The following is a 25620-nucleotide window of genomic DNA, read 5'->3' on the forward strand; positions in this document are numbered from 1 at the left end:
GACAACGAACCATGAACGGGCGCACCGGCTCCGCTGCTCGGGCTCCTAACCGAGTACGTCGTGACGGACAATGGTCTGGTCACGACCCGGTCCGACGCCGATGCAGGAGATGCGCGCGCCGGACAACTCCTCCAGGCGCAAGACATAGGCCTGGGCGTTGGCGGGCAATTCCTCGAACGTCTCGACATGTGAAATGTCTTCCCACCAACCGGGCATCTCTTCGTAAATCGGCTTGGCGTGGTGGAATTCGGTCTGTGTGGTCGGCATCTGCTCGACCCGCTTGCCATCGATTTCGTAGGCGACGCAGATCGGCACCCGCTCCAGACTCGACAGGACGTCCAGTTTGGTGAGGAAGAAGTCGGTGACGCCGTTGACCCGGGTCGCATAGCGTGCGATGACCGCGTCGAACCAGCCGCAGCGGCGGGCCCGGCCGGTGGTCACGCCGACCTCACCGCCCTGCTTGGCCAGGAATTCACCGAAATTGTCGAATAGTTCGGTCGGGAACGGACCCGAGCCGACGCGGGTGGTGTAGCACTTCAGGATGCCGAGCACCGTCGTGATCTTGTTGGGTCCGACGCCCGCGCCGACGGCCGCACCACCCGAGGTCGGGTTGGACGAGGTGACATACGGGTAGGTGCCGTGATCCACATCGAGCAGGGTGCCCTGTGAACCCTCCAGCAGCACGGTCTCGCCGCGCTCGAGCGCCAGATTCAGTTCCAGGCGGGTGTCGGCGATGCGGTGCTTGAAGCTCTCCGCCTGTCCGAGAACCTCATCCACCACCTGCTGCGGGTCCAATGCGCGACGATTGTAGATCTTCACCAGAACCTGATTCTTGAACTCCAGGGCCGCCTCGACCTTCTGAGTCAAGATCTTCTCGTCGAGCACATCGGCGACGCGCACACCGACGCGGGCGACCTTGTCCTGATAGCACGGACCGATGCCGCGACCGGTGGTGCCGATCTTCTTATTGCCGAGGAAGCGTTCGGTGACCTTATCGATGGCCACGTGGTACGGCATGATCAGATGCGCATCGGCCGAGAGCAGCAGCCCGGAGGTATCGACGCCGCGCTCCTCCAGTCCAGCCAGCTCGGCGAGCAGGACGCCGGGATCGACCACGACACCATTGCCGATGACGTTCGTCACGCCCGGCGTGAGAATGCCGGACGGGATCAGATGCAACGCGAACTTGTCGCCATTGGGCAGCACGACCGTGTGACCGGCGTTATTACCGCCTTGGTACCGGACCACCCACTGCAACCTGCCACCGAGCAGATCGGTTGCTTTGCCCTTACCCTCGTCGCCCCACTGGGCGCCGATCAGGACGATTGCCGGCATGGTCGTGTCTCCTACGGTTCGACGCGCAACAGCCATCTGTTGCAGCTACCTGCCGTATCGAGGCGGTGGCCGGAAGCACATTCTACCCAATGCCCAGTTGCGTCCTGGCTGCCGTCCGGATCGCAGTCAACGGTCGATGTCTACGCAGCCACAACGGAGTAAGCCTTACGAGCGAGGAGTTCGCGCCGCAGGCGCTGCCAATCAAACACAGCTATGGTTGCGAGGCACTGGCGGACCAGGGGTCCGCCGACAGGTGGCGAGGGTGACCGACGGGTTGTCGGCCGAACCGAGGAGGGTGTACGGCAGTTTGAGTACCCACGTTCTCCGTTGCGACGGCGCACCGGTACCCATCGCCCTCGCGTCGCTGCCGCTCTCGCAGACGACCGCCATCCCGGAAAACAGCGTCATCGATGAGCTATTGCCCGTCCTCGCCGCCGACAGCCTGCCCCGGCTGATCGTGCTCGGCGACGATGCCGCCCTGGCCTCCGTGCTGACCCATCTGATGCGGACCGAGCGACTGCATGTGGAGATCGGGTACGTGCCCGTCGACAAGACCTACGGCTCGCGTGCCTACCAGACCGGCACCGGCAACGCCGCCGCCAAACGAGCGGTGAAGGGTCGGCCCGTCGAAACCCCGCTGATTCGCGACGACACCGGAACCGTGCTGGTCGGACGGGCCGAGATCACCGGGCCCGGTGGCGAGAAGCTCGAGGGCGAAGCCTATGTGGACGACGCCCAGTTGTTCTCCGGCAAGGTCGACGCGATGATCGTCTCCCCCATGCTGGATATGCCGGGAGTGCGGGCGAGCGTGCAGAAGAACATCATCCGCAGGCGCCGCTGGCTGGAAGGGCGGGCCGCGCAGCTCGGCACACCGGGGGCCGTGGTGACCAGGGACGGCATCGCCAACGATCGGGTGCTGCCGCGCTCGTCGTTCTATCGGCATCACGAAAACTGGCTGCTGGTGCGTTGACGATGCGTTTCCCGAGAGACGGCCGCCCCGCATCGGGTGTTTCGCGACGGCCGAGCCCGATATTCCTGCTGGTGATCGCGATCGCGGTGGCCGGCGGCGCGCTCGCATGGAACGCCGACGTGCAATCGACGCGGGCGAAGTTCGGGGTATTTCTGCTCGTCGTATTCGGCTGGATCGTCACGCTGTGTCTGCACGAATTCGCGCATGCGTACACGGCGTGGCGGGCGGGCGATCGCGAGGTCGAGTTGCGGGGCTATCTCACGCTGAATCCGCTGAAATACAGCCATCCGCTGCTGTCGATCGTGTTGCCGATGGTGTTCATCGCACTCGGCGGAATCGGCTTGCCGGGCGGTGCGGTGTACGTGCACACGCATAACGTGAGCGCGCGCATGCAACGGATCATCAGCGGCGCCGGGCCCGCGGTGAATGCGGTATGCGCGGTGCTGCTGCTGGTGGTCGTGCGGTTTCTCGGCAGTGACAGTTCGCATCGCGCGTTCTGGTACGGCCTGAGCTTTCTGGCGTTTCTGCAGATCACCGCAACGCTTTTGAACATTCTGCCGGTGCCCGGGTTGGACGGATACGGCGTGATCGAGCCGTCGCTGAGTTATCAGACCCGGCGGGCACTCGATCAGTTCAAGCCGTTCGGGATGCTGATCCTGTTCGCGCTGCTGTTCACGCCGTCGATCAACAAGGTGTTCTTCGATGCGGTGTACTCGCTGTACGAGTTGTCCGGGGTCGATGCGGACTGGTCGCGGTACGGCAGCTGGCTGACCCGGTTCTGGACCTAGCCGATTGTCCCGGCCGCCCGATCCGACCTCCCGGACCGGGCGACCTCTTCGCACGACGGCTGCGCGCCCGTACCCGCCCGGCCACCACACCATATGGCCGGTAGGGCGGTTCGCCGTCGGGCGAAGCGTCCCAACCGCGCTACCCCTCGTAACCGCGGTTGCCTCTCGAGGCTATGACCGCGGGCAGCCGCGAACACGAGTAGCGGACTACGCGAAGATCATGATTCAGGTGCCGGGGGCCGAGCATGCGGTTCCGCAGCGGCGGGAGTATGTCCGAAATCCGCTGAGTAGTCGGTTCATTCCGCCGGCGGCACGTGCGGATTCGGGACCGTCGGGGGCAGCAGAGCCATGGCCGAGATGCGCTGCATACCGCAGACCTGCATCAGATCGACCAGCATGGAGCGCATCTGCGCGAAGACCACATGGGCCGAAAGTCCCGCGCCCTCAACGAGTTCCGGTCGCGCGGCCTTGGCTATGCCGCGCAGCACCCGGGCGGCCTCGGCCTGATCCGGCTGCTGGCCCGGATCGGCGAGCATCATCCGGCGCACCACCTCGACGGCTTGGGCCAGGCGCTCCAGTCCCTCGATCAGTCGCGGGTCGAGGATTTCGTCGTCCTGGACCAGGGTGAGGGAACGGCGCAGCAGCACCCTCGTATTGCGGACGGCATTGTCGAGCGGGTCGGCGGTGGCGCGGATACGGTCGAGGCGCTGACGGGAATTCCAATAGAGCGGAGAGATCCGGCTGATCTCGCGGCCGCCCTCCAGGGTGGAGCGCAGTCCATCGATCTGGGGCTGGGTCGCGCGGGCCGCGGTCAACGACGTGCGGATCTTCTCCGGATCCTGTTCGAGCAGACCGTCGGCGCAGTCGTGCAGCGACTTCGCCAGTACCGCAAGGACTTCCGCGGCTTGCTCGCGGGCCCGACGCACCGGATGCAGTGGTATCGATGCGACCACGACCACGCCGACCAACCCGCCGACGAGCGCGTCGATCATGCGCGAGAAGCCGCCGCCCGCCGACGGCGGCAGCAGCGTCGCGACCAACACCGCCGAACCGGCGGCCTGCATCGTGATGATCGAACCGCCGTCCAGGAATACCGCCAGCGCCATGGCCACCGCGACGACGAGGGCGATCTGCCAGACGCCCGTGCCGGCGCGGGTGATGAAAAGGTCGCCGATGCCGATGCCGACCGCGACACCGACCACCAACTCCACCGACCTGCGCAGCCGGGCGCCGAACGAAATGCCGATCGAGACCACGGCCGCGGTCGGTGCGAAAAAGGGCTGGGTGTGCCCGACTATTGTGTGCGCGATAAACCAGGCCAGCGCCGCGCCGACCGCGCACTGCAGAATCGGCAGCGCGGACAATCGCAACCGCGCCCACGAGCTGCGCAGCTTCTGCATGCTGCTGTCGCGGGCGATGCCTACCGGGGAATTCGGGTCGAGCCCACCCGTCGTCGCCCGACCACCACCCCTCATCGAATCGCTCCGCAATGCTGCAATTACTTAGTCGAGGCCGAGCTCACCTGCGGCGCGCGGGTCGCAGTCTTCCAGCAGATCGAGGCAGCGTGCGTACTCTTCGGTCTCGCCGACCGCCCTGGCCGCCCTGGCCAGCGCGGCGACACTGCGCAGGAAACCGCGATTGGGTTCGTGGCTCCACGGCACCGGCCCGAAACCCTTCCAGCCATTGCGCCGCAACAGGTCCAGGCCGCGGTGGTAGCCGGTGCGCGCGAACGCGTACGCGGCGACGATGTCGTGATTGACCACCTGCGTATCGCCTTCGGCCCCGCCACGCTCCAACGCGGCCTCGGCGAGATGGGCCCAGGCGATCGAAGCCGACGGATGCGCGGCCGCGACCTGCACCGGATCGGCATTGTTCAGCAGCGCCTCCTCCGCATCGGAGTCTTCGGGCAGGAGTACCGGTTGCGGTCCGAGCAAGTCACCGAACGAGGTCATGCGGTTCATTGTGCACTGCGCGTGCGTGTCGCGCCGACACGGCGTTCCCCTGGCTGAGCAGTGCCCAGCCCACCTGTCGCGCGCACCCGCCGCTGTCGAGCCGGACCAGGCGGCGTACGGCGCAGGGGAATCATCACAGTCGACCGAATTGCTGGCTAGGCTGGCCGTCGAGTTCAACTGTTCCGCCCGACCGAGGGGTTATAGGTGTCCGACCCGAACGACGAGAAGAGCCCGGCACAAAATCCCGGCCGCCCCACCGAAGCGGCAGCTGACCCGCGCCAAGCCGCGCCCGCTGACCGGACACCCACATCGCCCAACCCCTCCGAACGGGGTGCGCCCTCGCGCCCCGGTCCGGCCACAGACTCCCCGTCGGGAACGGGCAGCTCCTCGGGAGCCGGGGCCGCCGCGAAGGAAAGCGCGGCTGACGCGACCCGTCCGTTCCCCTCATCGTCAGGGCCCAGTTCGTCGGGATCCAACGCGCCCACGCGCCCTGGTCCAGCCACAGGCCCCAGCACTCCCTCGGGGCCTGGCGCTGCGGGAGGCGGCGGCTCGGCCACTGCTCCAACCCGACCGGTGCCCGCCTCGTCGGGGCCGAGCGTATCCCGGGGATCCGGTGCGCCATCGGGAAGCGGTTCGGCTGCGAAAGAAGGTGCGGCCACGCGGCCAGTTCCCGCAGCTTCGTCGCCAAGGCAGCCGTCGCCCGGGCCCTCGGGCGGGTCCGGTGCGGCGACCGGGGATATCGCCGCGCTCGGGAAACCCGCTGCACCAAGCCCAACCAATGCGCCGTCATCCACATCCGCCCCGGGTGGCGCAGGTCAACGGCCGGGCGGCGCAGCCCCATCCGCTCAGACCGCGAGCGGCGTCACACGGCCGGGCCAGCGAGATACCAGCGCAGCCTCGCCTCCCGTGCCGGGTAATGCAACCAGGCCGGGCACCGCAGGCGGCGCAGGCCAGCGAGACAGCGGCGGCGCGTCGCCTGCTCCTGCGCCGGGAAATACTGCCAAGCCCGGCGGCGGGGGCCAACAAGTTGGCGGCGCAACACCATCCGTTCAAACGCCGAGTGGCGCAACCAGGCCGGGCGGTGCAAGCCGACAAGCTAGCGGCACCTCATCGGTTTCCGCGCCGGGCGGCACAGCCAACCCGGGCAGCACAGCCCAGCCGGGTGGTGGCTCATCGGCCCCCACACCGGAAAACGCAAACAGGCCAGGCAACGCAACCAGGCCGGGCGGCCCAGCAAGGCCGGGTGACACAGTCAACCCAGGCGGCACAGCCCAGCCAGGTGGCGACTCATCAGCCCCCACACCGGAAAACGCAACCAGGCCAGGCAACGCAACCAGGCCAGGCAACGCAACCAGGCAGGGCGGCCCAGCAAGGCCGGGCGGCACAGTCAACCCGGGCGGCACAGCCCAGCCAGGTGGCGACTCATCGGCCCCCACACCGGACAACGCAACCAGGCCAGGCAACGCAACCAGGCCGGGTGGCGCAGCAAGGCCGGGCGGCACAGTCAACCCAGGCGGCGCAGCCAACCCGGGCGGCACGGCCCAGCCAGGTGGCGACTCATCAGCCCCCACACCGGACAACGCAACCAGGCCGGGCGGCGCAGCCAACTCCGGCGGCGCGGGCCAACGCAGTGGCGGCGCCGCCCTATCTGCTCCCGCACCGGGTAACGCAACCAGGCCCGGCATCGCAGGCCAACGAGACAGCGCCACAACCTCACCAGCCCCAACGCCCGGCAACGCCAACCCCAACGTCACGGCCCAGCGAGGTGGCAGCTCACCAACTCCCACGCCCGGCAGCACAAGCCAACGAGACAGCGGCACAACCTCACCAGCCCCAACGCCCGGCAACGCCAACCCCAGCGGCACAGCCCAGCGAGGTGGCAGCTCACCGGCTCCCACGCCTGGCAGCGCGGGCCAGCGAGATCGCGGCGCGGCTGCGTCTGGACCTGCGCAGGGCGGCGCAACCGGGCCGGGTGGTGTCGGCCGACGAGACGGCGGCACTGCCTCACCTGCGGCGCCCGGCGGCGGAACCAACCCGGGTCGACGAGATGGTGGCGCGGCGTCGTCTGCGCCCGGTTCCGCGAAACCGGGCGCAGCTGCCGATTCCACACGGTCCGGCGGTGACGCGGCGAATTCCGAGGTGAAGACCACGGAGATCTCGCGTGGTGGCGTCGAGGGCAAGACGGCTTCCACGAAGGCGCCGGGTGCGGCGACGCCGGTTGGCGGCTCCGGCGGAGCAACCGATACTGGCTCCGGGCCGAATGCACCGACCGTCGTGATCAAACGAGGTGGTCCCGCCGCCCAGTCCGCTGGCGGTACGGCGAAGTCCGCGGCTGCTGTTGCGGCAGGTGGAACTGCCGCTGCGGCCGCCGCAGGATCCGATGCTGAGGCCGCGGTAGAAGACGAGTCCGCGGGGGCGACCGCATCAAGTGCCGCTGAATCGACCGGAGCTGAGCCACCGTCTGCAACCTCGTCACCGGGTGACACCCCCGTATCGGCGACCGGATCCGCTGCGGAAACCACTGTAATTCAGCGGGATTCGGCTGCGGCCAAGTCCGCGACAGCGGCCGACGAGGTCGACGATGCCGCGGGTGCCGATGCGGCGACCATGGTGATGCGCCGGATCGATCCGAAGGCGAAGTCGACCGCCGAGGAAGCGACTGCTGCTCCGACGCAGGATGAGCCGGATTTGGCGGGCGCGGACGACAAGACGGTCGCCATGCCGGTGGTTTCGAAGCTGGATGCCGAGCAGACCGTCGCACTGCCGATTCAGAAGCCGGCCGACAAGGACGCCACGCAGCGAATGCGGACCGATGCCGGGACCAAGCCCGGTACCGACCGCGTCGTTGCGCCTGCGGCGCGGCCCGGTCCCATCAGCAAGCCGCCGAGCACACCACGTCCGGCGGCGGGTCCGAAACAGGCTGGGGCGCAAGGGCCTTCGCAAAGTGGGCCAGGGGTCGAGGAGACCGCGCCCTCGGCGCCGCGCGGGCCAGGGCGGCCGCGTCAGGTCGCGTCGGCCCCGTCACCAGCGGATACCCAGCTGACTCGACCCGCGCAGCCGGTCACCGGATCACGACCGATGGCCCAGCCGCAGCGCATCACGCCGCCCGGTCAGCAATCGGCGGCCGCCGAAGCACCGGCCGAGCGCTCGAAGCGCTGGTTGTTCCTCGGTGCGGCCGCGGTGGCGCTCATCGCGGTGATCGGGCTCGCGGTCGCGCTCATCGGGAGCCGGGGCGACAACTCCCCGGAGGCCAAGGTGCGCGCCACCATCACCGATTACACCCAGGCGCTGAAATCCGGCGATCTCGCGGCGCTGCGCAACACCACCTGTGGACAGTTGCACGACTTCTATCAGGGCATTGCGGCAGACCAGTTCGCGGGCGTGCATCAGCTGTCGACGGATCGCAAGAACATTCCCGTGGTGGCGGGCGTCGATGCGATCAAGATCACAGACAAGACGGCGATCGCGCAGGCCACCGTGTACACCGACGCGGATCCGACGAAGCGCTCGGCGCGGACTTTCGATCTGGAGCAGACCGCCGACGGCTGGAAGGTCTGCGACCCGCCGAGTGCCGGGACCCCCTAGCCGAACGGTGACGCCGAGTCCAGCAGGGCATATCCAAAAGGTAAGCCCTCTAACCGGTAGCGAACGTCACACTTACCTGGTCATCAGACCGGTTCGCCAGTAGCATGGCCCGGATCATGGTCAGGGAGCAGACAATCGAAAAACCGGAAGTCGAAGTGGTCGAGCAGACAGCCACGCTGGCGGGAAGCCGGTTCCGGGTTCGCGAACACTATTCGGTCGGCCGGGAGAAGGTCCGTGAGTTCGCCCGCGCGACGCAGAGTCGCCACGGTGCGCATTACTCCGAACCCGATGCGCTCGAGCTCGGTTACGACGGGATCATCGCGCCGCCGACCTTCGCCTCGGTCATCGGCATCAATGCGACCAGGGTCCTGCTGGACACGGTGCTCACCGAATACGACCTGTCCCAGATCCTGCAGACCGACCAGGTCTTCGAGCTCACCCGCCCGATCCTGGCGGGCGACCGGCTCAGCACCGAGATCGTGATCGACTCGATCCGCCAGTTCGGCGATAACGACTTCATCCTGGTGACCTTCTCGCTGACCAACCAGCAGGGCGAGATCGTGGTATCGGGTTCGACCACCATCGTGGCGCGCCGCGGTGTCGAGGTGGATCCGAATATCGCGGCCGCCGTCGAGAACATCATGATGCACGCGCGCCCGGTCACCGTCGGTGATATCACGGTGCCGGACAGCGGCCCGCTGGTCGCCTTGCCCGCGGATGCCCCGCCTCCCGGACAGCCCGCGGTGCGCAGCGCATCCGTGCGCTCGCTCCCGGACTTCGACCGGCTGGCCGTCGGCGATCAGCTGCCGGCCGGGACCGCGCATGTGACGCGCGGCGATCTGACCAACTATGCGGGCGTTTCCGGCGATCCCAACCCGATTCACTTCAGCGAGCGCGCGGCCCAGTTGGCCGGACTGCCGACAGTGGTGGCGCACGGCATGCTGACCATGAGCCTGGCCGGTGACTACCTGACCTCCTGGCTCGGTGATCCGACGGCCATCGAGAAGTTCAGCGTGCGGTTCGCCGGATTCGTTCCGGTGACCGCCGAGGCGCCGAGCGCCGTCGAATTCAGCGGGAAGATCAAATCGCTCGATCCGCGCCGACGGACCGCGACCATTGTGCTCGCGGGTAATTCGGAGGGCCGCAAACTCTTCGGCCGGGCCATCGCCGAGGTTCGCTTCGCCTAGCGGCGCAACCTCATTCGATGGTCGCGTGCACGAGATAGACGTTGTAGTCGCTCCAGGTCGAAACGTTGAAGTACAGGTCAGGACCCGAGGACCAGGGGTGGATGAATCCACCGTACAACTCGGGATATTCGCGCACCGTCACCGTCGGTGCGCCATCGGACCACACGCCCTGCGGTGAATTCGCTTCGCGGACGACCAGTGCCGCTTTCGCGGTGTCCAAATAGCTCATCTGCCAGACGTTTCGGGAGGCGTCGAAGCGCACCGACAACTCACCGACCGGTGCGTCGACGATAGGGCTCGCGGAGCCGAATCCGCCTACCGGAGTCCAGTTTCCGTCTCGCCAGTACTGGTAGGCGGTGGTGTTGAGGAGCTGATCCTTCGGCACTCGTGCGAGGCCGACCGAGCCGAGGCGGGTATTGGGCGTGCCGAACATGTACACGTAGCCGCCCTGCGGAACCATCGCGCTCACTTGGAAATTCGCGAGGCCGAAGATGTTGTCCCAACGCGCGTAGGGATCCTTGGTCCAGGTCTGACCGTGATCATCGGAATAGGCGATGCCGCCGTAGTTGGTGAGGAACGTACCCGGAATGCTGTTCCAGGTGCGAATCGACATGTAGCTCAGGTACTGTCGCGCACCGAGTGCGAATCCGGAGGTCGGAATCGTGGTGACCTCGACATTGTCGAGTTTGCGGCTGGAAAGCACCTCGGCCGCGTGGCAGCGGTCGTCGGTCACCATCCGGTCGTAGGTCATGCCGTCGGTGAGATCGCGATCGGTGCTGAATGCGAGCACATTGCTGCGCCAATCCGATCCCATTCCGCCCGGCGGGTGGAAGCCGCGTCCGACGGTGTCACCGAAGGCGGTCGCGATCTCCCCCGGCGCGCTCTCCCACATGATGCCGAGATCGGTGCCATCAACCTGCCAGCGCTTATCGGTCCGATTGACCGAATTCGCGCCGGTCTGCTTGGCCACCTCGGTGACCGCGCCGACCCGTGGCGTCGGGCGAGCCGCTGCCACAGGGGCGGGCTCGGTCGATGGATCCACCCGCGGCGGAGGCGGCGGCACCTGACCGGGGTCCGGTCCCGGTCCCGGAATCGCGAAGTGGAAAGGCTTGGGGCTCAACAGAATTTCCGGAATGCCGAGTTGGCTCGCCGGACTCGGCGGCAGCGAAGGTAAATCGGTCAGATCCGGGCACGGATTCGTGCAGGGATCCGGCGGCAACTGCATCTGCGTCCGAACCGGCGCGGGTTCGGGCCGATCCGGCGGCAGCACGGTGATCACCGGATACGGAATCGGCACGTCGAGCGTCTTGGGTATCAAGCCTTCATGCGTCGCGGGCGGATCCGTCACACACGGCCCGGCCGCGGGCCCGGTCTCCTCCGGCGCCGCACCGGCTCGTGCCGCGCACGTCAACGCCCCGGCCGCACAGACGACCACCCCGAACACCGCCACCCATCGCCGAGCCATCCGCAACCCCTCGATATCTCGCGCAAAATTGACACCCGCCGCATCAATGCTCTCCGCGATGCTGTGCACCAGCGCCCGACCCTACCCGTTTTGCCCGCTTCGCCCCGCCCGACTTACCGACCGAATAACCCATGCGCCGCACGGACATCCAGAATTAACAGGAAACTCCTACTCCATTTCCGGGACCGCAGGACAACCGCCTGCTAGCGTCCACGACACGACAACTCGAGTCGGGGTGAGTGGCCGTCCACCGGGGGAGCAAAGGGCCTCCGGTGGTTCTCATTCGACCGCACTGACATCGGCGCGGGAGGCGTAGCAGGATGGAGGATGTGAACGCTTCACTGATCTATCGCCGTGCTGTACCCGCGTTCGGCGCCGCCTGTCTGGTGGTCGGCGGCCTCGCGATCGCGTCGCCGATCGCCGCTGCCGATTCGTCTGCCGCCCAATTCGTTGCCGGGCCTGATAGTTCGCTTCCGGTGCCGTCCTATCGGCCGGGGCCGAAGGGGTCGAATGTGCCGCCGCCGGAGAAGTCGAACGAGGAGGAGTCGCCGCGGTATTACACCGATTGCGATCAGGTTCGGGCCGAGGGGAAGTTGCCGCTCTATCGCGGTCAGTCCGGATATAACCCGTATCTGGATCCGGATGGGGACGGCATCGCCTGCGACTGAGCGATTACTGGACGGCCTGGAACACCAGAACCGTTGCGCCGATGCGGATATTGTCGCCGTCGGCGAGCAGCGCACCGCTCTCGATCGCCTCGTCGTTGACGTATACGCCGTTGGCCGAATGCAGATCCTTGATCAGCAACCCGGCCCGGCTGGGCATGATGTGCGCATGGTAGCGACTGGCCTTCGGATCGTCGAGGACCAGATCGTTATCGGTCATCCGGCCGATTCGCATGCCGCCCTGCGCGATTGCCGTGACCCGGCCGTCCGGCATGCGCAGCTGACCACTGCGGACCGCACGCGGCATCTCGGTGACCGTCTCGGTCATCGCCGCGGCCAGCCGCTCGGTGCGCTTGAGCTCCATCGTGCTCAGCGGTTCCTGCCGCAGCACCCGCTGTTCGAGATCGACCAGGACCGGGCCCGGATCGATACCCAGTTCGTCCGCGAGCACTGTGCGCACCCGACGGCACGCGTCCAGCGCATCGGCCTGTCGGCCGGATAGGTACAGCGCGGTGATGAGCTGACCCCACAGCGGTTCGCGCAGCGGATGCTCATTGGTCATCGAGACCAACTCGCCGATCACCGATGAGGCACGCCCACAGGCGATTTCGGCATCGATACGCGCCGAGGCGGCCTGCAGCCGCTCCTCGTCCATCGCGGTGGCGAAACCGTCGGCGAACTGCAGTCCGGCCAGGTCGGCCAATGCCCGACCGCTCCACTCGCGCAACGCAGTTCCGAACAGTTGCGACGCGCCCACATGGTCGCCGACCTCGGCGGCGCGCGTGCCCGCATCCCTGGCCGCCTCGAAGCGGCCGAGATCGCAGGCATCCTCCGGGATCTCGAGTCGATAGCCGGATGATTCGGTGCGCAGCACCATGGCCGGATCCACACCCGAATTACGCAGTGCCTTACGGATATTCGAGACGAATACCTGCAGGCTGGCGGCGTAGGAATCGGGCGGATCCTCGTTCCAGACCATATCGGCCAGCGCAGCCGAAGCCACCGCACGCCGTCGATTGACGGTCAGCGCGGCGAGCAACGCTCGCGGCTTGGGCCCGCCGACCGCCACCGGTTCACCACCGACGAGCAGTCGAACGGGCCCGAGCACGCGCACATCCAGAACCATGTGCTCAATGCCCCCCGAAGGGTAAATAGGGTCAGGCGCTGATCGAGCGACCCGCGGACTTCAGATCATTGCACGCCTCGAGGACACGTGCCGCCATGGCCGATTCGGCCTTCTTCAGGTAGCTGCGCGGATCGTAGGCCTTCTTGTTGCCGACCTCGCCGTCGATCTTGAGCACACCGTCGTAGTTGCTGAACATGTGCGCGGCCACCGGCCGGGTGAACGCGTACTGGGTGTCGGTGTCGACGTTCATCTTCACCACACCGAAGCGCAGCGAATCCTCGATCTCCGACTTCAGCGAGCCCGAACCGCCGTGGAAGACGAAATCGAACGGCTGCGCGTCCGCCGCCAGACCCAGTTTGGCCGCCGCGACGCGCTGCCCCTCGGCCAGCACCTCGGGCTTGAGCACCACATTGCCCGGCTTGTACACGCCGTGCACATTGCCGAAGGTCGCGGCGAGCAGGTACTTGCCGTTCTCGCCCGCGCCGAGCGCGTCGATGGTCTTCTGGAAGTCCTCGGGGGAGGTGTAGAGCTTCTCGTTGATCTCGGCCTCGACACCGTCCTCTTCACCGCCGACGACGCCGATCTCGACCTCGAGGATGATGTTCGCGGCGTTGGTCGCCTTGAGCAGCTCCTTGGCGATCTCCAGGTTCTCGTCGATCGGGATCGCCGAGCCGTCCCACATATGCGACTGGAACAGCGGGTTCTTGCCGGCGTTCACCCGCTCCTGGGAGATGGCGATCAGCGGCCGCACGAAGGTGTCCAGCTTGTCCTTGGGGCAGTGGTCGGTGTGCAGCGCGATGGTCACGTCGTAGCGCGCGGCGATCACATGCGCGAATTCGGCCAGTGCGACCGCGCCGACGACCATATCCTTCACACCCTGGCCCGAACCGAACTCCGCGCCGCCGGTGGAGAACTGGATGATGCCGTCGCTGCCCGCGTCGGCGAAGCCCTTGATGGCCGCGTTGACGGTCTCCGAGGAGGTGCAGTTGATGGCCGGGAAGGCAAAGGAGTTCGCTTTGGCCCGACCGAGCATCTCGGCGTAGACCTCCGGAGTCGCGATGGGCACTGTGAAGACCTCCGTGTTGTGCGGCAAAAGACAATTCTGTCAGTCCACAGACTAAGCCAGCGGGCTTTCGCGCGATGTGCGGGGACCGCTCTGTGCGGCGGGTTGACAATACGGACCGGCCGGTCGGAAGAAGCGAACTTTTCGCACAGCAAGAGGTTTCTCAGTTGGACCCGGTACTGTTGGCCGCGTAATTGCGCTGGCAGCTTCCGATGCGGTGGCAAGCAATGCAGGCCAGCCGTACCCGGGACAGGAGGCCGCGTGATTCTGCTGGCAGCGACAGAATCGGTGACGAGCAACGTCGCATTGACCCAGTTGCTGGACCCGATGCACCTGCTTACGGAGACGTGGCTCAAGAACGCGGTGCTCCCGGCGATCCTGGTGATCGTCTTCATCGAGACCGGTCTGCTCTTCCCGATCCTCCCGGGCGATTCGCTGCTGTTCACCGGCGGCCTGCTGTCCGCGACGGACAATCCGCCGGTATCCATCTGGATCCTGTTGCCCGCCGTCATGGTGACCGCCTTCGCCGGTGATCAATGCGCGTATTGGATCGGCCGGGCCATCGGGCCCGCACTCTTCCACAAGGAAGACACCCGGTTGTTCAAGAAGCATTACGTCACCGAGACGCATGCGTTCTTCGAAAAACACGGGCCGAAGACGATCATCCTGGCCCGATTCGTGCCGATCGTGCGCACGTTCATGCCGGTGCTGGCGGGTGTGTCCAAGATGGATTACCGCAAGTTCGTCACCTTCGACATCGTCGGCGCCGTCCTGTGGGGCGGCGGCGTAACGGTGCTCGGCTACTTCCTCGGCAATATCGAATTCATTCGCAAGAACATCGAGCCGATCTTCCTGCTCATCGTCCTTATCTCGATCCTGCCCGGCATCATCGCGGTGGCCAAGAAGGTGCTCAACCGCGGTGCCGCGACGCGATCGACGCGCCCGGAGGCGGCAGCGGAGCGTAACCACGGAGGGCGCCGGGAGCGTCGCGAATCAGACACCGACGAGGCCGCTCAGCACGACGACGCCGCGCTGACCGCCTCGACTAACGAGCCGACCCACTGAGCCGGTGTCCACGGCGCAGTTGCCCCTAGCAGTGGGCAGTTTCGATCCGCTGACCTCGGCGGGGCCCGCGCTCGTCTGGACGGTGGTACTGACCTTCGTCTTCCTCGAATGCGCGTTGATCATCGGGTTGTTCCTGCCGGGGGATTCGATGCTCATCACCGCGGGCATCGTGATGGCCTCCAACGCCGCGGGCGAGGCCCATGTCTGGGCGTTGTCCATCGGTGCGATGATCGCGGCCGTCGCGGGCAACCAGGTCGGCTATGTCATCGGGCATCGCACCGGCCATCACCTGGTGGCCAGGAAGAACGGCCGCTACATCAACACCCGCAACCTGCAGCGGGTCACCGAACTGCTGCAGAAGCACGGCTTCCTCGCGGTGCTCATTTCGCGCTGGATCCCATGGGTGCGCACGCTGTGCCCGATGGTCGCGGGCGCGGCGCGGATGGATCATCGCAAGTACACCGTGGCCAGCACGGTCGGCGCCATTATCTGGGCGCCGGTGCTGCTGCTCATCGGCTACTACGCGGGCAGTTTCCTGGACCGGGTGCCGTGGCTGATGCCAGGTGTCATCGGCACCCTGGTGGTCGGGCTGATCATCGGAACCGCCATCGGCATCCGGCACTACCGCCAGGAGATTGCCAAACCCGCCGAGGATTTCGATTTCGAAACCGCCGGCGACGATACGAAAACGGCCTCACTTTGACTCGCTGACCCGGCACGGCGTTATCGTCGCGCGCTGCCCAACGAGCTACGATCAGCGCGGATGAGCCGGTTCAGCCCTTCAGTCGCAGGACCGCGAGGACTCTGCGGTGGTGGGTGTCGGAGGGTGGCAGATCCAGTTTGGTGAAAATATTGCCGATGTGCTTTTCGACCGCGCGCTCGGTGACCGTCAGTGCGGTTGCGATCGCATTGTTCGACAGCCCCTGTGCCATCAGTTCGAGGACCTCACGCTCGCGGGGTGTGAGCCGGGCCAGCGAATCCTGTTGGCGTGCGGCACCCATCAACTGACTCACCACCTCCGGGTCGAGCGCGGTGCCGCCGGTGGCGACGCGGTCCAGAGCGTCGACGAAGTCACGGACGTCGGCCACCCGATCCTTGAGCAGATAGCCGACGCCGTTCGCGCCGCCGGCGAGAAGTTCGGTGGCATAGCGGGTTTCGATCCACTGCGAGAACACCAGCACGCCGGTGAGCGGATACTTGCGGCGCAACTCGATTGCCGCGAGCAGCCCCTCGTCGGTGAAGGTCGGCGGCATCCGCACGTCGACCACGGCCACGTCGGGGTTGTGGGTGCCGACCACATCGCTCAAGGTGGTGGCGTCGCCGACGATGGCGACCACCTCATGGCCGCGCTCGGTCAGCAGCCCGGCCAGCCCGTCGCGCAGGATCGCATTGTCCTCGGCGATGACCACCCGCAACGGCGTACTCATCGTGGCCCGGCCGTCGGCAGCAGGATGGTCACCACGGTCGGCCCGCCGGTCGGACTCTGCACGGTCAGGGTGCCGTCCACCGCACGAGCCCGCGCGGCCAGTCCGGAAAGTCCGCTGCCCGCAACGTGTTCTCCGTCCACGGGGTGCAGTACACCACCGATGCCGTTGTCGCGCACGGCGACCGCGATGGTGTGCGCATCGGTCGGCACGACCGACACCCACGCACTGGTGGCATTCGCATGTTTGACCACATTGGTGAGCAGTTCGGCGACCGAGAAGTATGCGATCGCCTCGATCACGGGATTCGGCCGCTGCGGCAGATGGACTCGCAGCTCAACCGGAACGGCACACCGCGAAGCCAGTGTTTCCAGCGCTGGCTCCAGCCCCAATTCGAGCGCGGGCGGATGGATTCCGCGCACCAGTTCACGCAATTCGGTCAGCGCCTCCTTGGCATTGGCGTGTGCGTCGGCGATCAGGTCGCGAGCGTCACCACCGTGGGATATCCGCTCCTCGGCCCGGCCCAAGGCCATGGCGATGGTGACCAAGCGCGCTTGCGTGCCATCGTGCAGATCGCGCTCCACCCGACGCAGGGTCGCCGCCGAATCCTCGACTGCCGCACGCCGGCTCGCACGCAACTCGATCAATTGCCGGTCCCGCGCCGTCGCCGACAGCAAGGCGATGGTGAGCAGTCCGTGCACCCAGCACACCGCGCGCAGCAGCCACGGCAGTGCGAAGCAGCAGATGATGCCGACCGCGGACATCAGCAAAACCCTTGGCCACGTGTCGATATAGAAGGATCCGAACTGGGCCAGCGAATGGTGCTCGACGCCGTTGTCGTCGGTATTCGTCGGGTTGAACAGCACCCACGGGATGGGCGAGAGCGCGGTGAATACCGTCACGGCCACCACGATCAGCACGAGATAGCCGCCGACCACACCGAGTACGGCCTGCGCGAACAGGAACAGAACGGCCCGCCAACTCGCGCGATCGGTGAACGCGCTCTTCAGAAATCCGAAAAAGCCCGGTTGCGAAACATACGGCGGCGGCGCATCCACCGGTGTATCCAGCAGATCCCTGGCCAGCGCGCGATACACCTTCGCCCAGAGCCGGGCGCCCAGCAGCACCAGTGCCAGGATCGGGATGCCGATCAGGAAGATCGAGGCGTACAAACCGCCGCCGAAACCGAAGAACAGATAGCAGACGGCGAGCATGCCGATCACGAAAACCGTGAATACGTAGACGAGTTGCTTCCAGGTCCGAGCCTGGATCGGCGCCCGCAGCACCGCGCGCAGTACCGCTCGCGCGTCCGGACCGGTCTTGCCGGTGGGCGCGTCGAGCACGAGTGTTTGTGTCTCGGTCATGGACTCCATGGTTGTCGCGGGCACGGCGGCATTCGATCGAGCTGACCGCCGAAACGGAGGTGTGGCCAGCCACACCACCAACTACCATCCTGCGCATGAACTATCCGCCGCCGCCGCAGTACGGTTCGCCGTACGGCTACCCAGCCTATGGCCCGCCGCAGGATCACCCGCAGGCCATCACGATCATGATCCTCGGCATTCTCGGCCTGCTGCTGTGCCAGTTCCTCGGCCCGGTCGCGTGGGTGATGGGCAAGAAGGCGCTCAACGAGATCGATGCGTCCGGCGGCGCCATCGGTGGTCGCGGCAGCGTCCAGGCCGGATATATCTGCGGCATGATCGCCTCGATACTGCTGATCCTGACCATTCTGTTCGTCATCCTGATGGTGGTCCTCGCTGCTGTCGGCGTCCTCGGCTCCTCGTCCTCGACGTACTGAATCGTGCCGTCGGGACGGCCGGAATTAGCATCGTCGGGGTGAACCACCCCGCGCCGGATACGGCCGAGCAGCCAGGCCCCACCGAATGGGGCGAGCACCCGCACGGTGTCGGACCATGGGCGCAGGAGCACGGGGAAGCCCCGCCGGAGGATCCGCACTACGATCCGGAGCTGCTTGCCGGCGGTGACCGCCGCAATGTCGTCGATGCCTATCGCTACTGGAAGCGCGAAGCGATCATCGCCGATATCGACCGTCGCAGGCATCCGTTCCATGTCGCCATCGAGAACTTCGGCCACGATGCGAATATCGGCACCGTGGTGCGCACCGCCAACGCCTTCGCCGCGGCCGCCGTGCACATCGTCGGCAGGCGGCGCTGGAATCGCCGCGGCGCCATGGTCACCGACCGCTATCAGCACATCGAACATCACACCGATATCGGCGAGCTACTCGCCTTCGCCGAGCGGGAAAACCTGACCGTGGTCGCCGTGGACAATGTGCCCGGGTCGGTTCCGCTGGAAACCGTCGAGTTGCCGCGCCGCTGCCTGCTGCTGTTCGGGCAGGAAGGGCCGGGTGTCACCGAACATGCCAAGGGTGCGGCGGCACTGACGGTTTCGATCGCGCAGTTCGGTTCGACCCGCAGTATCAATGCCGGAGTCGCGGCCGGCATCGCAATGCACGCATGGATCCGGCAACATGCCGATTTGACGTCAGCTTGGTAACGAAAAGATCGGTATTGATCGGCTCGAAGCTGGCACCATTGACCCATGACCTCGCGGAGCCCGGAAACCGGGCGCGATGCTGCCCCCACGCCCGCGCTGTGGTCCGAGCGCGCGGATATGGCCGAATCCGCGATCGTCTCTCGGCACCTACGCGCGCTATGGGCCGTGCCGGGAACCGAATTGGGTGTCGTCGGTTGGCCGGCGACCCGTCGTGAGCGGGCCTTCGCATCCTGGCACTACTGGTGGCAGGCGCATCTGATCGACTGTGCGGTCGATGCCGCCAACCGGGCGCCGACGCCGACGCGACGCAACCGCATCGCCGCGATCGCGCGGGCGCATCGGCTGCGCAATATCACCGGCTGGACCAACCGCTACTACGACGATATGGCTTGGTTGGCAATCGCTTTGGAGCGTGCCGAGCGAACCGCGGGCATCACCGAGGCGCGCGGCGGTCTGATCGCACTCGAGCAGGAGCTGTACGGCGCGTGGGATCCGGCGCGCGGCGGCGGTGTGCCGTGGCGGGTCGGCGCGGACTATTTCAATGCCCCCGCCAATGGACCGGCCGCGATCGCGCTGCTGCGCCTCGGCCGCCACGTCCGCGCGCAGGAAATGGCGGACTGGATCGATGCGACGTTGTGCGACAAGGAATCCGGCCTGATCCTGGACGGCATCCACCTGCCCTCCGGCGAGATCGAGAGCCCGACCTTCACCTATTGCCAGGGCGTGGTGCTCGGCCTGGAGGCCGAACTCGCGGTGCACACCGGCGAGCCGCGGCACAGCGAACGGGTGCACCGGCTGCTCACCGCGGTCGAGGAGCAGATGACCACCGATGGGGTGATCAGTGGCGGCGGTGGCGGCGACGGCGGACTGTTCAACGGAATCCTGGCCCGCTATCTCGCGGTGGTCGCGCTGATGCTGCCCGGCGACGAGCGCGAACAGGTGGCCGACCGGCGGACCGCGGCGGCCATTGTGCGCGCCAGTGCCCAGGCCGCCTGGGCGAACCGGCTCGATGTCGAGGGCGAGCCGCTGTTCGGGCACGACTGGAACAAACCCGCCCAGTTACCCGGCGGCCGGTCCGGTGCCGGACATTTCACCGCGGGCGGCTCGGTGACCTCCTCGCGGGTGCCCGAACGCGATCTGTCGGTGCAACTGTCGGGCTGGCTGCTGATGGAGGCGGCCTACCAGGTCAGCGCCGCGGGGCTGTAGGCATAAGCCTGCCTCTGCCGTATCGATCAGATGATCAAAAGCATTGCCAGACAATTGATCAGCGGCACTACCGGGTGTTCGGCACAACCGTGAGGTTCGACGGCACCGCTGCGCGCAAGACCGCGAGCGGAGACCGGACCAGCCGAGAAGCATTCCGGGCTTGCCGAACCGTTCGGTTGCCCATCATGGGGCACGGAGTGTCGAGACGCGGTGGGACGGGCAGGTCACGGTTGTGGTCAAGGCGGGTTCACGGTGGGGTGAGCGGTCCTATCCTTGAGGTGCAGGGCAGTCGGGTGGAGGCTGGCATGGATCACGCACGCGTTCTCCGCACAGTGCTCGGGGTGACCACGGGGTATTTGATCGTGCTCGGATTCTGGCTGGGGTGGCTGCTACCGCATACGCCGCCGGGGACCGAGCCATTTCAGATCGTCGCGTTGGTCGGGCTGTTCGGATCATGCGTCGGCGTCGGAATGCTATTGGCGGCTCGGCCGTCGCGCGCGGATCGGCAGTTGTGGCGGCACGGGCTGGAGGGGTGGGCGACCATCGAGGGCGCGCATACGCTGCAGCGCACCGATCATCACACCGAACTGACCGAATTCGATCTGGAGCTGGTTGTGCCGGGGTCCGAAAGTTACCGTGGCACCATCGTTTTCGATGTCACCCCGGCCGATAAGCCGCGGCTCGCGGTCGGCGAGACCATCTCCATCCGGGTCGATCCGCAAAATCGCGATCGGATCATTCTCGTTCTGGGGCAATAACTCTCGACCAATTGCGCGCTCAGGGCCGATCGGCGAACTTCGCCGATTCGACGGGCGCGAGCTCAGTCCCGCGCGTGCGCTCGCGGGTCCGCGAGCAGATATTGCGCGGCCGCATAGGTAGCCAGGATGACACCCTCGGTGACCCGCCGGGAACGCTCGCTCCGCGCGAACAGCCGGCGCAGCACGATCAAACCATCGGAAACGGTGAACAGCAGTGCACCCAGGCCGAGCCGACTGCGCGGATCGGCACCCGGAATATTCAGTCCGGCAACATTTTTCGCCCCCGGAGCCAATCCGGTATCGGAGGCGAGCACCGCCGCACTGCCCAGCGTCGCACCATAGGCCGTCAGCGGAGCCGCAACGGTAGGCGCCTTGGCCCGCATCAGCAGTGCGGCACCGAGCCAGGCCAGCACCCGCGGCACCGCGATCTCCGGACGCGGCCGCCCACCGCGCCGCCACCACAGCACCGAATATCCGGTCTGCATCACCGCGAACGAGGACGCGCCCGCGATCAGCCGCCGGTCATTGTCCGGCTCGATCAACAGCACATCACCGAGGGTCGCGGCACCGAGGGAACCCAGCAGAACCGTCCGATCAACCGGCTCCAGCACCGCCTGATCGGTCGCCACATCCGCCGCCAACAGCGGCATCAGCAGCGGCTTCGCCACCCACTGCACCTTCTCACGGCCGGTGACCGCGCCGTACACGGTCGCCGCCGCTGCCGCCAGAAATGCGGCTCGGAACGGACGCATCAAAAGCTCGGCTCTTTCGGGGCGGGCGGCAGTGTGACGACCTGGCCCGCATAGCTCAGACCCGCACCGAAACCGAGCAGCAGCGCCACCTGGCCGCCCTTGGCCTTGCCGGTCACCAGCATTTCCTCCATCGCCAGCGGGATGGAGGCGGCGGAGGTATTGCCGGTGTTCTCGATGTCATTGGCCACCGGGATGTCATCGGCCAGCCCGAGGTTCTTCTTCATCAGCTCGTTGATGCGCGCATTGGCCTGATGCGGAATGAAGACCTCGATATCTTCCTTGGAGACACCGGAGACCTCGAGCGCCGAGGCCAGCGCGCGCGGCAAAGTGACCGCCGCCCAACGGAATACCCGCGGGCCCTCCATCCGCAGCGACATTCGGCCGATGGGCTCGACGGCCGGATCGATGCCCTGCAGCCGCTGTGCCTTCTCCATGTATTCGAGGAAGTTGACGTCCTGCTCGATCGCCGAGGCATTCTCGCCGTCGCTGCCCCACACCGTCGGGGAGATGCCGTTCTCCTCGCTCGGGCCGACCACCACCGCACCCGCACCGTCGCCGAAGATCATCGCGGTGCCGCGATCGGTCGGATCGAGTCCGACCGTCATCGTCTCGGCACCGATGAGCAGCACATATTCGGCCGATCCGGAGCGGATCAGGTCGGCGGCGACGCCGAGGCCGTAGCCGAAACCGCCGCAGCCGGAGGTCAGATCAAAGGCCGCGATCCCGTTCATCCCCAGGTCGTTGGCGACCTTGGGGGCGCCGTGCGGGGTCAGCGTCAACCAGCTCGAGGTGGCCAGAATCAGCGCACCGATCTTGGACCGGTCGATGCCGCTGTTGACGATCGCCCGCTCACCGGCGGCCGCCGATATCGACTGCAGCGTTTCGTCACCGCTGATCCACCGACGGTTGCGCACACCGGTGCGCTCATAGATCCACTCCGGGGTCGAGTCGAGGACCTCGCACACCTCTTCATTGCTGACCAGGCGTTTCGGACGGTAAGCACCGATGCCGAGCATCGCGACGTTCGCACGGCTCTTATTGACTGCAATGCTCACCACAGGTAACTCCACGACCCTTCACTGTCTCGAACGCCTCGACGCGCTCGACGTATACGTCCTGTTATCGGGTCGCACCGCTGTCGGCGTTTCAGCGCAAGGCGAAGCGCCGATCACCAGCGATTGCGACCCCAGGACCGCATTCGCAGCTTATCCGAGGGCCAGATCCTTCAATCCCAGGATGGACCTGTACTCCAGGCCCTCGGCGGCGATTACCTGATCGGCACCGGTCTCCCGGTCCACCACGGTCGCGACGCCGACGACGGTCGCACCGGCCTCGCGCAGTGCGCGCACGGCGGTCAGCGGCGAATTTCCGGTGGTCGTGGTGTCCTCGACGACGAGTACCCGCTTGCCGACGATGTCCGGGCCCTCGATCTGGCGCTGCATGCCGTGAGTCTTGGCGGCTTTACGCACCACGAAGGCGTCGATCGGACGGCCGGGTGCGTGCATGACGGCAAGCGCGACTGGATCCGCGCCCATGGTGAGCCCGCCGACGGCCTCGAAATCCCAGTCCGCCACCAGTTCACGCAGCAGCTTGCCGATCAGCGGTCCGGCACCGTGGTGCAGGGTGGCGCGGCGCAGGTCGACGTAGTAGTCGGCCTCTTTGCCCGAGGACAGCGTGACGCGGCCGTGCACGACGGCGAGCTCGCGCACGAGTGCGGCCAATCTATCTCGGTCGTCCGTCGAAACGGTGGCCTTGTTCGCCTGGTCGATCATGTCTGTCAAGTCCTTCCGCGTGCGTTGAACATGCCGCGATTCAGTCGGGCCGCCAGGGCTCGCGGGATCATTCCGGCGGCGGTGGTGAGCACTTTGTACTGCACACCGGGCACGCTGAGCACCCGGTCCTTCTCCAGATCACGTAGCGAACCGGCGACCACCTGGTCGACGCTCAGCCACAGCTTTTTCGGCAGCGAGGACATCTCGATACCGGCCCGCTCGTGGAATTCGGTGTGCACGAATCCGGGGCACAGGGCTTGGACCCGGACTCCCGTTCCAGCCAGTCCACCCGCCAGCCCTTCCGTGAAGGATACGACGTAGGCCTTGGAAGCCGAATAGGTCGAGCCGCGTCCGGGGATCAGACCCGCGACGCTGGCCACATTGACGATCGAACCCTTCGCGGCCGCGATCATCGAGGGCAGCGCGGCCCTGGTGAGCTGCACCACCGCGGTGACATTGACATCGAGTTGGGCTTGGACCTCGGCGGGCGGCTGCGTCCAGAACTCCCCCGACTGACCGAATCCGGCATTGTTGACCAGGAATTCGATGCCGTCGGCGGCGCGGGCCAGCACCCGATCCCGATCGTCGGCCTTGGCCAGATCGGCGACGAGCACCTCCGATCGGGTCGCGAATTTCCGCTCGAATTCCGCGGCGAGTGCGTTCAGCCGGTCCTTGTCGCGGGCGACGAGCACAAGGTCATAACCGAGTGTGGCCAAACGCACGGCGAATCCGCGCCCGATGCCGGAGGTCGGTCCGGTGATCAGCGCGACCGGGCGGGTGGCACCGGGCAGACGCACAGGTTGGACAATCGGTGTCGAGAGGGCGTCATGCCCGCTCACTGCGGCACGGGTCCCTGATACGGGCGGAATCCCGGGTGGAACGGACCGCCTGGCGGTTCCGGTGTGTGCTCGGCCGACTCCCAATCGTCCGCATCCGGGTCGGACCGGACGGACTCGGGCTTCGCGGGTTTGCGCTGAGCGGGGCGGTCCTCCGGCGACCAGTCGTCCTCCGGTTCGGCGGCCCAGCGCTCGTCGCGGGCCCGCGAGCGAGAATCGGGGACGACAGCGAGACTGGGGCGGCGGGGCGGCTCAGGTGTCACCGGTTCGGCGGCCGGTTCGTCGTCGTAATAGTCGTCGTCGGAGTACTCGCGGTACTTCGGCCGGTCGAAATCGTCTTCGTCATAAGACGATTCGTCGTAGGCGGAGGCCTCGTAGTCGTCGTCGAAATCCTCGCCCTTGCGCAGATCCGCCGACGCGACCCGCGCGGCCACCGGACTGTCCGCCTCGTCTCGGTCATCCGCCCGGTTGCGCGGATGCGGCCGTCCCGGATCGTGCCCACCGGAATCCACCCCGCGCACATCACTCACCGGCGGCAGCACATGCAACAGACCGGACAGCCGAAGCACCGCATCGATTGCGGTCTCCCAATCCTTGGCCACCGTCCCGACATTCAGCATGCCGAGGGTCCAATTGCCCTCACTCCACAGCATCTGCACGCTGTCGGGCAGCGATTCGATGAAGGCGACCATGCGCTGGTCGACGGCGTGCCTGGCGATTTCCGGATTGGTCGCGAACACCACCCGATCGCCGATCGCGCCGAGCAGTTCCAGATCGGCGTCCTTCGGCGGGGAAGCGGTCTTGAGCCGCATATCCACATCGATATCGGAGCCGATCTGCCTGCGCACCGCGACCAGCGTCGCCGCGTCCTCCAGATCGAAGAGGACGAACTTCTCGCCCTTGCGGATGCCGGACACCACATCCACCGCGGACAGATAGCCGAGCTTGGCCAACGCACCGCGGCGCCAGGTGGACGCCAGCGCCGGTTCCACCGACACATACGTATAGCCCTGCGCCTTCGCCCACACCTGGCGGGCATGACCGGTCCGCTGTCGCTGGACCCGATCGAAATACAGCAGCACGATCGCACCAACGAGCGCGATCGCCGCCAACCCGAACCACATTGCCGTCATCGTCGCCTACCCTATAGAGCC

At 66.6% G+C, this 25620-nt stretch carries 25 protein-coding genes; 12 read left to right on the forward strand and 13 right to left on the reverse strand.

Annotated features, from left to right (window positions below; genetic code table 11):
- Positions 1 to 45: 45 nt before the first annotated feature.
- Complete coding sequence (locus ACQPYR_RS41355; RefSeq protein ID WP_040696877.1) at positions 46 to 1335, reverse strand: adenylosuccinate synthase; 1290 nt, start codon at positions 1333 to 1335, stop codon at positions 46 to 48.
- A 307-nt stretch (positions 1336 to 1642) separates the two neighbouring features.
- On the opposite strand from ACQPYR_RS41355, the gene ACQPYR_RS41360 reads away from it, so the two are divergent.
- Both ACQPYR_RS41360 and ACQPYR_RS41365 read left to right on the forward strand, forming a co-directional pair.
- Positions 1643 to 2305: a hypothetical protein gene (locus ACQPYR_RS41360; protein ID WP_433625275.1), complete on the forward strand. Its 663-nt coding sequence runs from the start codon at positions 1643 to 1645 to the stop codon at positions 2303 to 2305.
- A gap of 2 nt (positions 2306 to 2307) precedes the next feature.
- Positions 2308 to 3093: a site-2 protease family protein gene (locus ACQPYR_RS41365; RefSeq protein ID WP_433625278.1), complete on the forward strand. Its 786-nt coding sequence runs from the start codon at positions 2308 to 2310 to the stop codon at positions 3091 to 3093.
- 296 nt (positions 3094 to 3389) lie between these two features.
- Here the strand turns inward: ACQPYR_RS41365 and ACQPYR_RS41370 are convergent, their stop codons facing one another.
- Together ACQPYR_RS41370 and ACQPYR_RS41375 are read right to left on the reverse strand one after the other, a co-directional pair.
- A complete protein-coding gene (locus ACQPYR_RS41370; RefSeq protein ID WP_433635388.1) occupies positions 3390 to 4493 on the reverse strand; it encodes an FUSC family protein in 1104 nt (367 codons plus the stop codon).
- Positions 4494 to 4595: 102 nt separating this feature from the next.
- Entirely contained in the window at positions 4596 to 5045 is a 450-nt protein-coding gene (locus ACQPYR_RS41375; protein WP_040696903.1) for a DUF3151 domain-containing protein, read from the reverse strand.
- 1876 nt (positions 5046 to 6921) lie between these two features.
- On the opposite strand from ACQPYR_RS41375, the gene ACQPYR_RS41380 reads away from it, so the two are divergent.
- From ACQPYR_RS41380 to ACQPYR_RS41390, 3 genes are all read left to right on the forward strand, one after another.
- On the forward strand, positions 6922 to 7188 hold the full coding sequence (locus tag ACQPYR_RS41380; protein WP_433625280.1) for a hypothetical protein: 267 nt from the start codon (positions 6922 to 6924) through the stop codon (positions 7186 to 7188).
- On the forward strand, positions 7185 to 8630 hold the full coding sequence (locus tag ACQPYR_RS41385; protein WP_433625283.1) for an Rv0361 family membrane protein: 1446 nt from the start codon (positions 7185 to 7187) through the stop codon (positions 8628 to 8630). Before ACQPYR_RS41380 ends, ACQPYR_RS41385 begins: the two co-directional genes overlap by 4 nt.
- Before the next feature lie 116 nt (positions 8631 to 8746).
- Positions 8747 to 9817, forward strand: coding sequence for a fused (3R)-hydroxyacyl-ACP dehydratase subunits HadA/HadB (locus ACQPYR_RS41390; RefSeq protein WP_433625286.1), 1071 nt, complete (start codon positions 8747 to 8749; stop codon positions 9815 to 9817).
- A gap of 10 nt (positions 9818 to 9827) precedes the next feature.
- On the opposite strand, the gene ACQPYR_RS41395 is transcribed toward ACQPYR_RS41390, so the two are convergent.
- Positions 9828 to 11282, reverse strand: a complete 1455-nt coding sequence (locus ACQPYR_RS41395) for a DUF4185 domain-containing protein (protein WP_433625289.1) — start codon at positions 11280 to 11282, stop codon at positions 9828 to 9830.
- Between the two features lie 329 nt (positions 11283 to 11611).
- Here ACQPYR_RS41395 and ACQPYR_RS41400 point away from each other — a divergent pair, with 329 nt between their 5' ends.
- Positions 11612 to 11950, forward strand: a complete 339-nt coding sequence (locus ACQPYR_RS41400) for an excalibur calcium-binding domain-containing protein (RefSeq protein WP_433625292.1) — start codon at positions 11612 to 11614, stop codon at positions 11948 to 11950.
- Positions 11951 to 11954: 4 nt separating this feature from the next.
- Here the strand turns inward: ACQPYR_RS41400 and ACQPYR_RS41405 are convergent, their stop codons facing one another.
- Both ACQPYR_RS41405 and fbaA read right to left on the reverse strand, forming a co-directional pair.
- Positions 11955 to 13073: a BTAD domain-containing putative transcriptional regulator gene (locus ACQPYR_RS41405; RefSeq protein ID WP_063044796.1), complete on the reverse strand. Its 1119-nt coding sequence runs from the start codon at positions 13071 to 13073 to the stop codon at positions 11955 to 11957.
- Between the two features lie 31 nt (positions 13074 to 13104).
- The gene (fbaA, locus tag ACQPYR_RS41410; RefSeq protein WP_433635389.1) at positions 13105 to 14139 is read right to left on the reverse strand and encodes a class II fructose-bisphosphate aldolase; all 1035 of its coding nucleotides are present in this window, start codon (positions 14137 to 14139) and stop codon (positions 13105 to 13107) included.
- Positions 14140 to 14463: 324 nt separating this feature from the next.
- Here fbaA and ACQPYR_RS41415 point away from each other — a divergent pair, with 324 nt between their 5' ends.
- Together ACQPYR_RS41415 and ACQPYR_RS41420 are read left to right on the forward strand one after the other, a co-directional pair.
- Positions 14464 to 15201 carry a DedA family protein gene (locus tag ACQPYR_RS41415; RefSeq protein ID WP_433635390.1) on the forward strand — a complete coding sequence of 246 codons (738 nt, stop codon included), beginning with the start codon at positions 14464 to 14466 and terminating at the stop codon, positions 15199 to 15201.
- Positions 15202 to 15220: 19 nt separating this feature from the next.
- Positions 15221 to 15904 (forward strand): DedA family protein, encoded by a 684-nt coding sequence (locus tag ACQPYR_RS41420; protein ID WP_433635391.1) that lies wholly within the window; start codon positions 15221 to 15223, stop codon positions 15902 to 15904.
- Between the two features lie 70 nt (positions 15905 to 15974).
- Here the strand turns inward: ACQPYR_RS41420 and ACQPYR_RS41425 are convergent, their stop codons facing one another.
- Together ACQPYR_RS41425 and ACQPYR_RS41430 are read right to left on the reverse strand one after the other, a co-directional pair.
- Entirely contained in the window at positions 15975 to 16628 is a 654-nt protein-coding gene (locus tag ACQPYR_RS41425) for a LuxR C-terminal-related transcriptional regulator (RefSeq protein ID WP_063044803.1), read from the reverse strand.
- Positions 16625 to 17989, reverse strand: coding sequence for a sensor histidine kinase (locus ACQPYR_RS41430; protein WP_433625296.1), 1365 nt, complete (start codon positions 17987 to 17989; stop codon positions 16625 to 16627). Before ACQPYR_RS41430 ends, ACQPYR_RS41425 begins: the two co-directional genes overlap by 4 nt.
- Before the next feature lie 95 nt (positions 17990 to 18084).
- Between ACQPYR_RS41430 and ACQPYR_RS41435 the strand changes: the two genes are divergently transcribed.
- The 4 genes from ACQPYR_RS41435 (at position 18085) to ACQPYR_RS41450 (ending at position 21106) form a co-directional block, all read left to right on the forward strand.
- On the forward strand, positions 18085 to 18423 hold the full coding sequence (locus ACQPYR_RS41435) for a hypothetical protein (protein ID WP_063044812.1): 339 nt from the start codon (positions 18085 to 18087) through the stop codon (positions 18421 to 18423).
- A gap of 38 nt (positions 18424 to 18461) precedes the next feature.
- The gene (locus ACQPYR_RS41440) at positions 18462 to 19142 is read left to right on the forward strand and encodes a TrmH family RNA methyltransferase (RefSeq protein WP_387286528.1); all 681 of its coding nucleotides are present in this window, start codon (positions 18462 to 18464) and stop codon (positions 19140 to 19142) included.
- Between the two features lie 117 nt (positions 19143 to 19259).
- Positions 19260 to 20348 carry a glycoside hydrolase family 76 protein gene (locus ACQPYR_RS41445; protein ID WP_433635392.1) on the forward strand — a complete coding sequence of 363 codons (1089 nt, stop codon included), beginning with the start codon at positions 19260 to 19262 and terminating at the stop codon, positions 20346 to 20348.
- Positions 20349 to 20653: 305 nt separating this feature from the next.
- Entirely contained in the window at positions 20654 to 21106 is a 453-nt protein-coding gene (locus ACQPYR_RS41450; RefSeq protein WP_040696927.1) for a DUF3592 domain-containing protein, read from the forward strand.
- Positions 21107 to 21168: 62 nt separating this feature from the next.
- On the opposite strand, the gene ACQPYR_RS41455 is transcribed toward ACQPYR_RS41450, so the two are convergent.
- The 5 genes from ACQPYR_RS41455 to ACQPYR_RS41475 form a co-directional block, all read right to left on the reverse strand.
- Entirely contained in the window at positions 21169 to 21858 is a 690-nt protein-coding gene (locus ACQPYR_RS41455; protein ID WP_433625300.1) for a lysoplasmalogenase, read from the reverse strand.
- The gene (locus ACQPYR_RS41460) at positions 21858 to 22916 is read right to left on the reverse strand and encodes a beta-ketoacyl-ACP synthase 3 (RefSeq protein ID WP_387286534.1); all 1059 of its coding nucleotides are present in this window, start codon (positions 22914 to 22916) and stop codon (positions 21858 to 21860) included. Before ACQPYR_RS41460 ends, ACQPYR_RS41455 begins: the two co-directional genes overlap by 1 nt.
- A gap of 147 nt (positions 22917 to 23063) precedes the next feature.
- Entirely contained in the window at positions 23064 to 23630 is a 567-nt protein-coding gene (gene pyrE, locus ACQPYR_RS41465; protein WP_063044806.1) for an orotate phosphoribosyltransferase, read from the reverse strand.
- Positions 23631 to 23635: 5 nt separating this feature from the next.
- Entirely contained in the window at positions 23636 to 24427 is a 792-nt protein-coding gene (locus ACQPYR_RS41470; RefSeq protein ID WP_387286536.1) for an SDR family NAD(P)-dependent oxidoreductase, read from the reverse strand.
- Between the two features lie 38 nt (positions 24428 to 24465).
- Positions 24466 to 25599, reverse strand: coding sequence for a hypothetical protein (locus tag ACQPYR_RS41475; RefSeq protein ID WP_433625305.1), 1134 nt, complete (start codon positions 25597 to 25599; stop codon positions 24466 to 24468).
- Positions 25600 to 25620 lie beyond the last annotated feature (21 nt).

This window comes from Nocardia sp. CA-120079 (genome assembly GCF_050955745.1).
In the GTDB taxonomy this organism is placed as follows: domain Bacteria; phylum Actinomycetota; class Actinomycetes; order Mycobacteriales; family Mycobacteriaceae; genus Nocardia.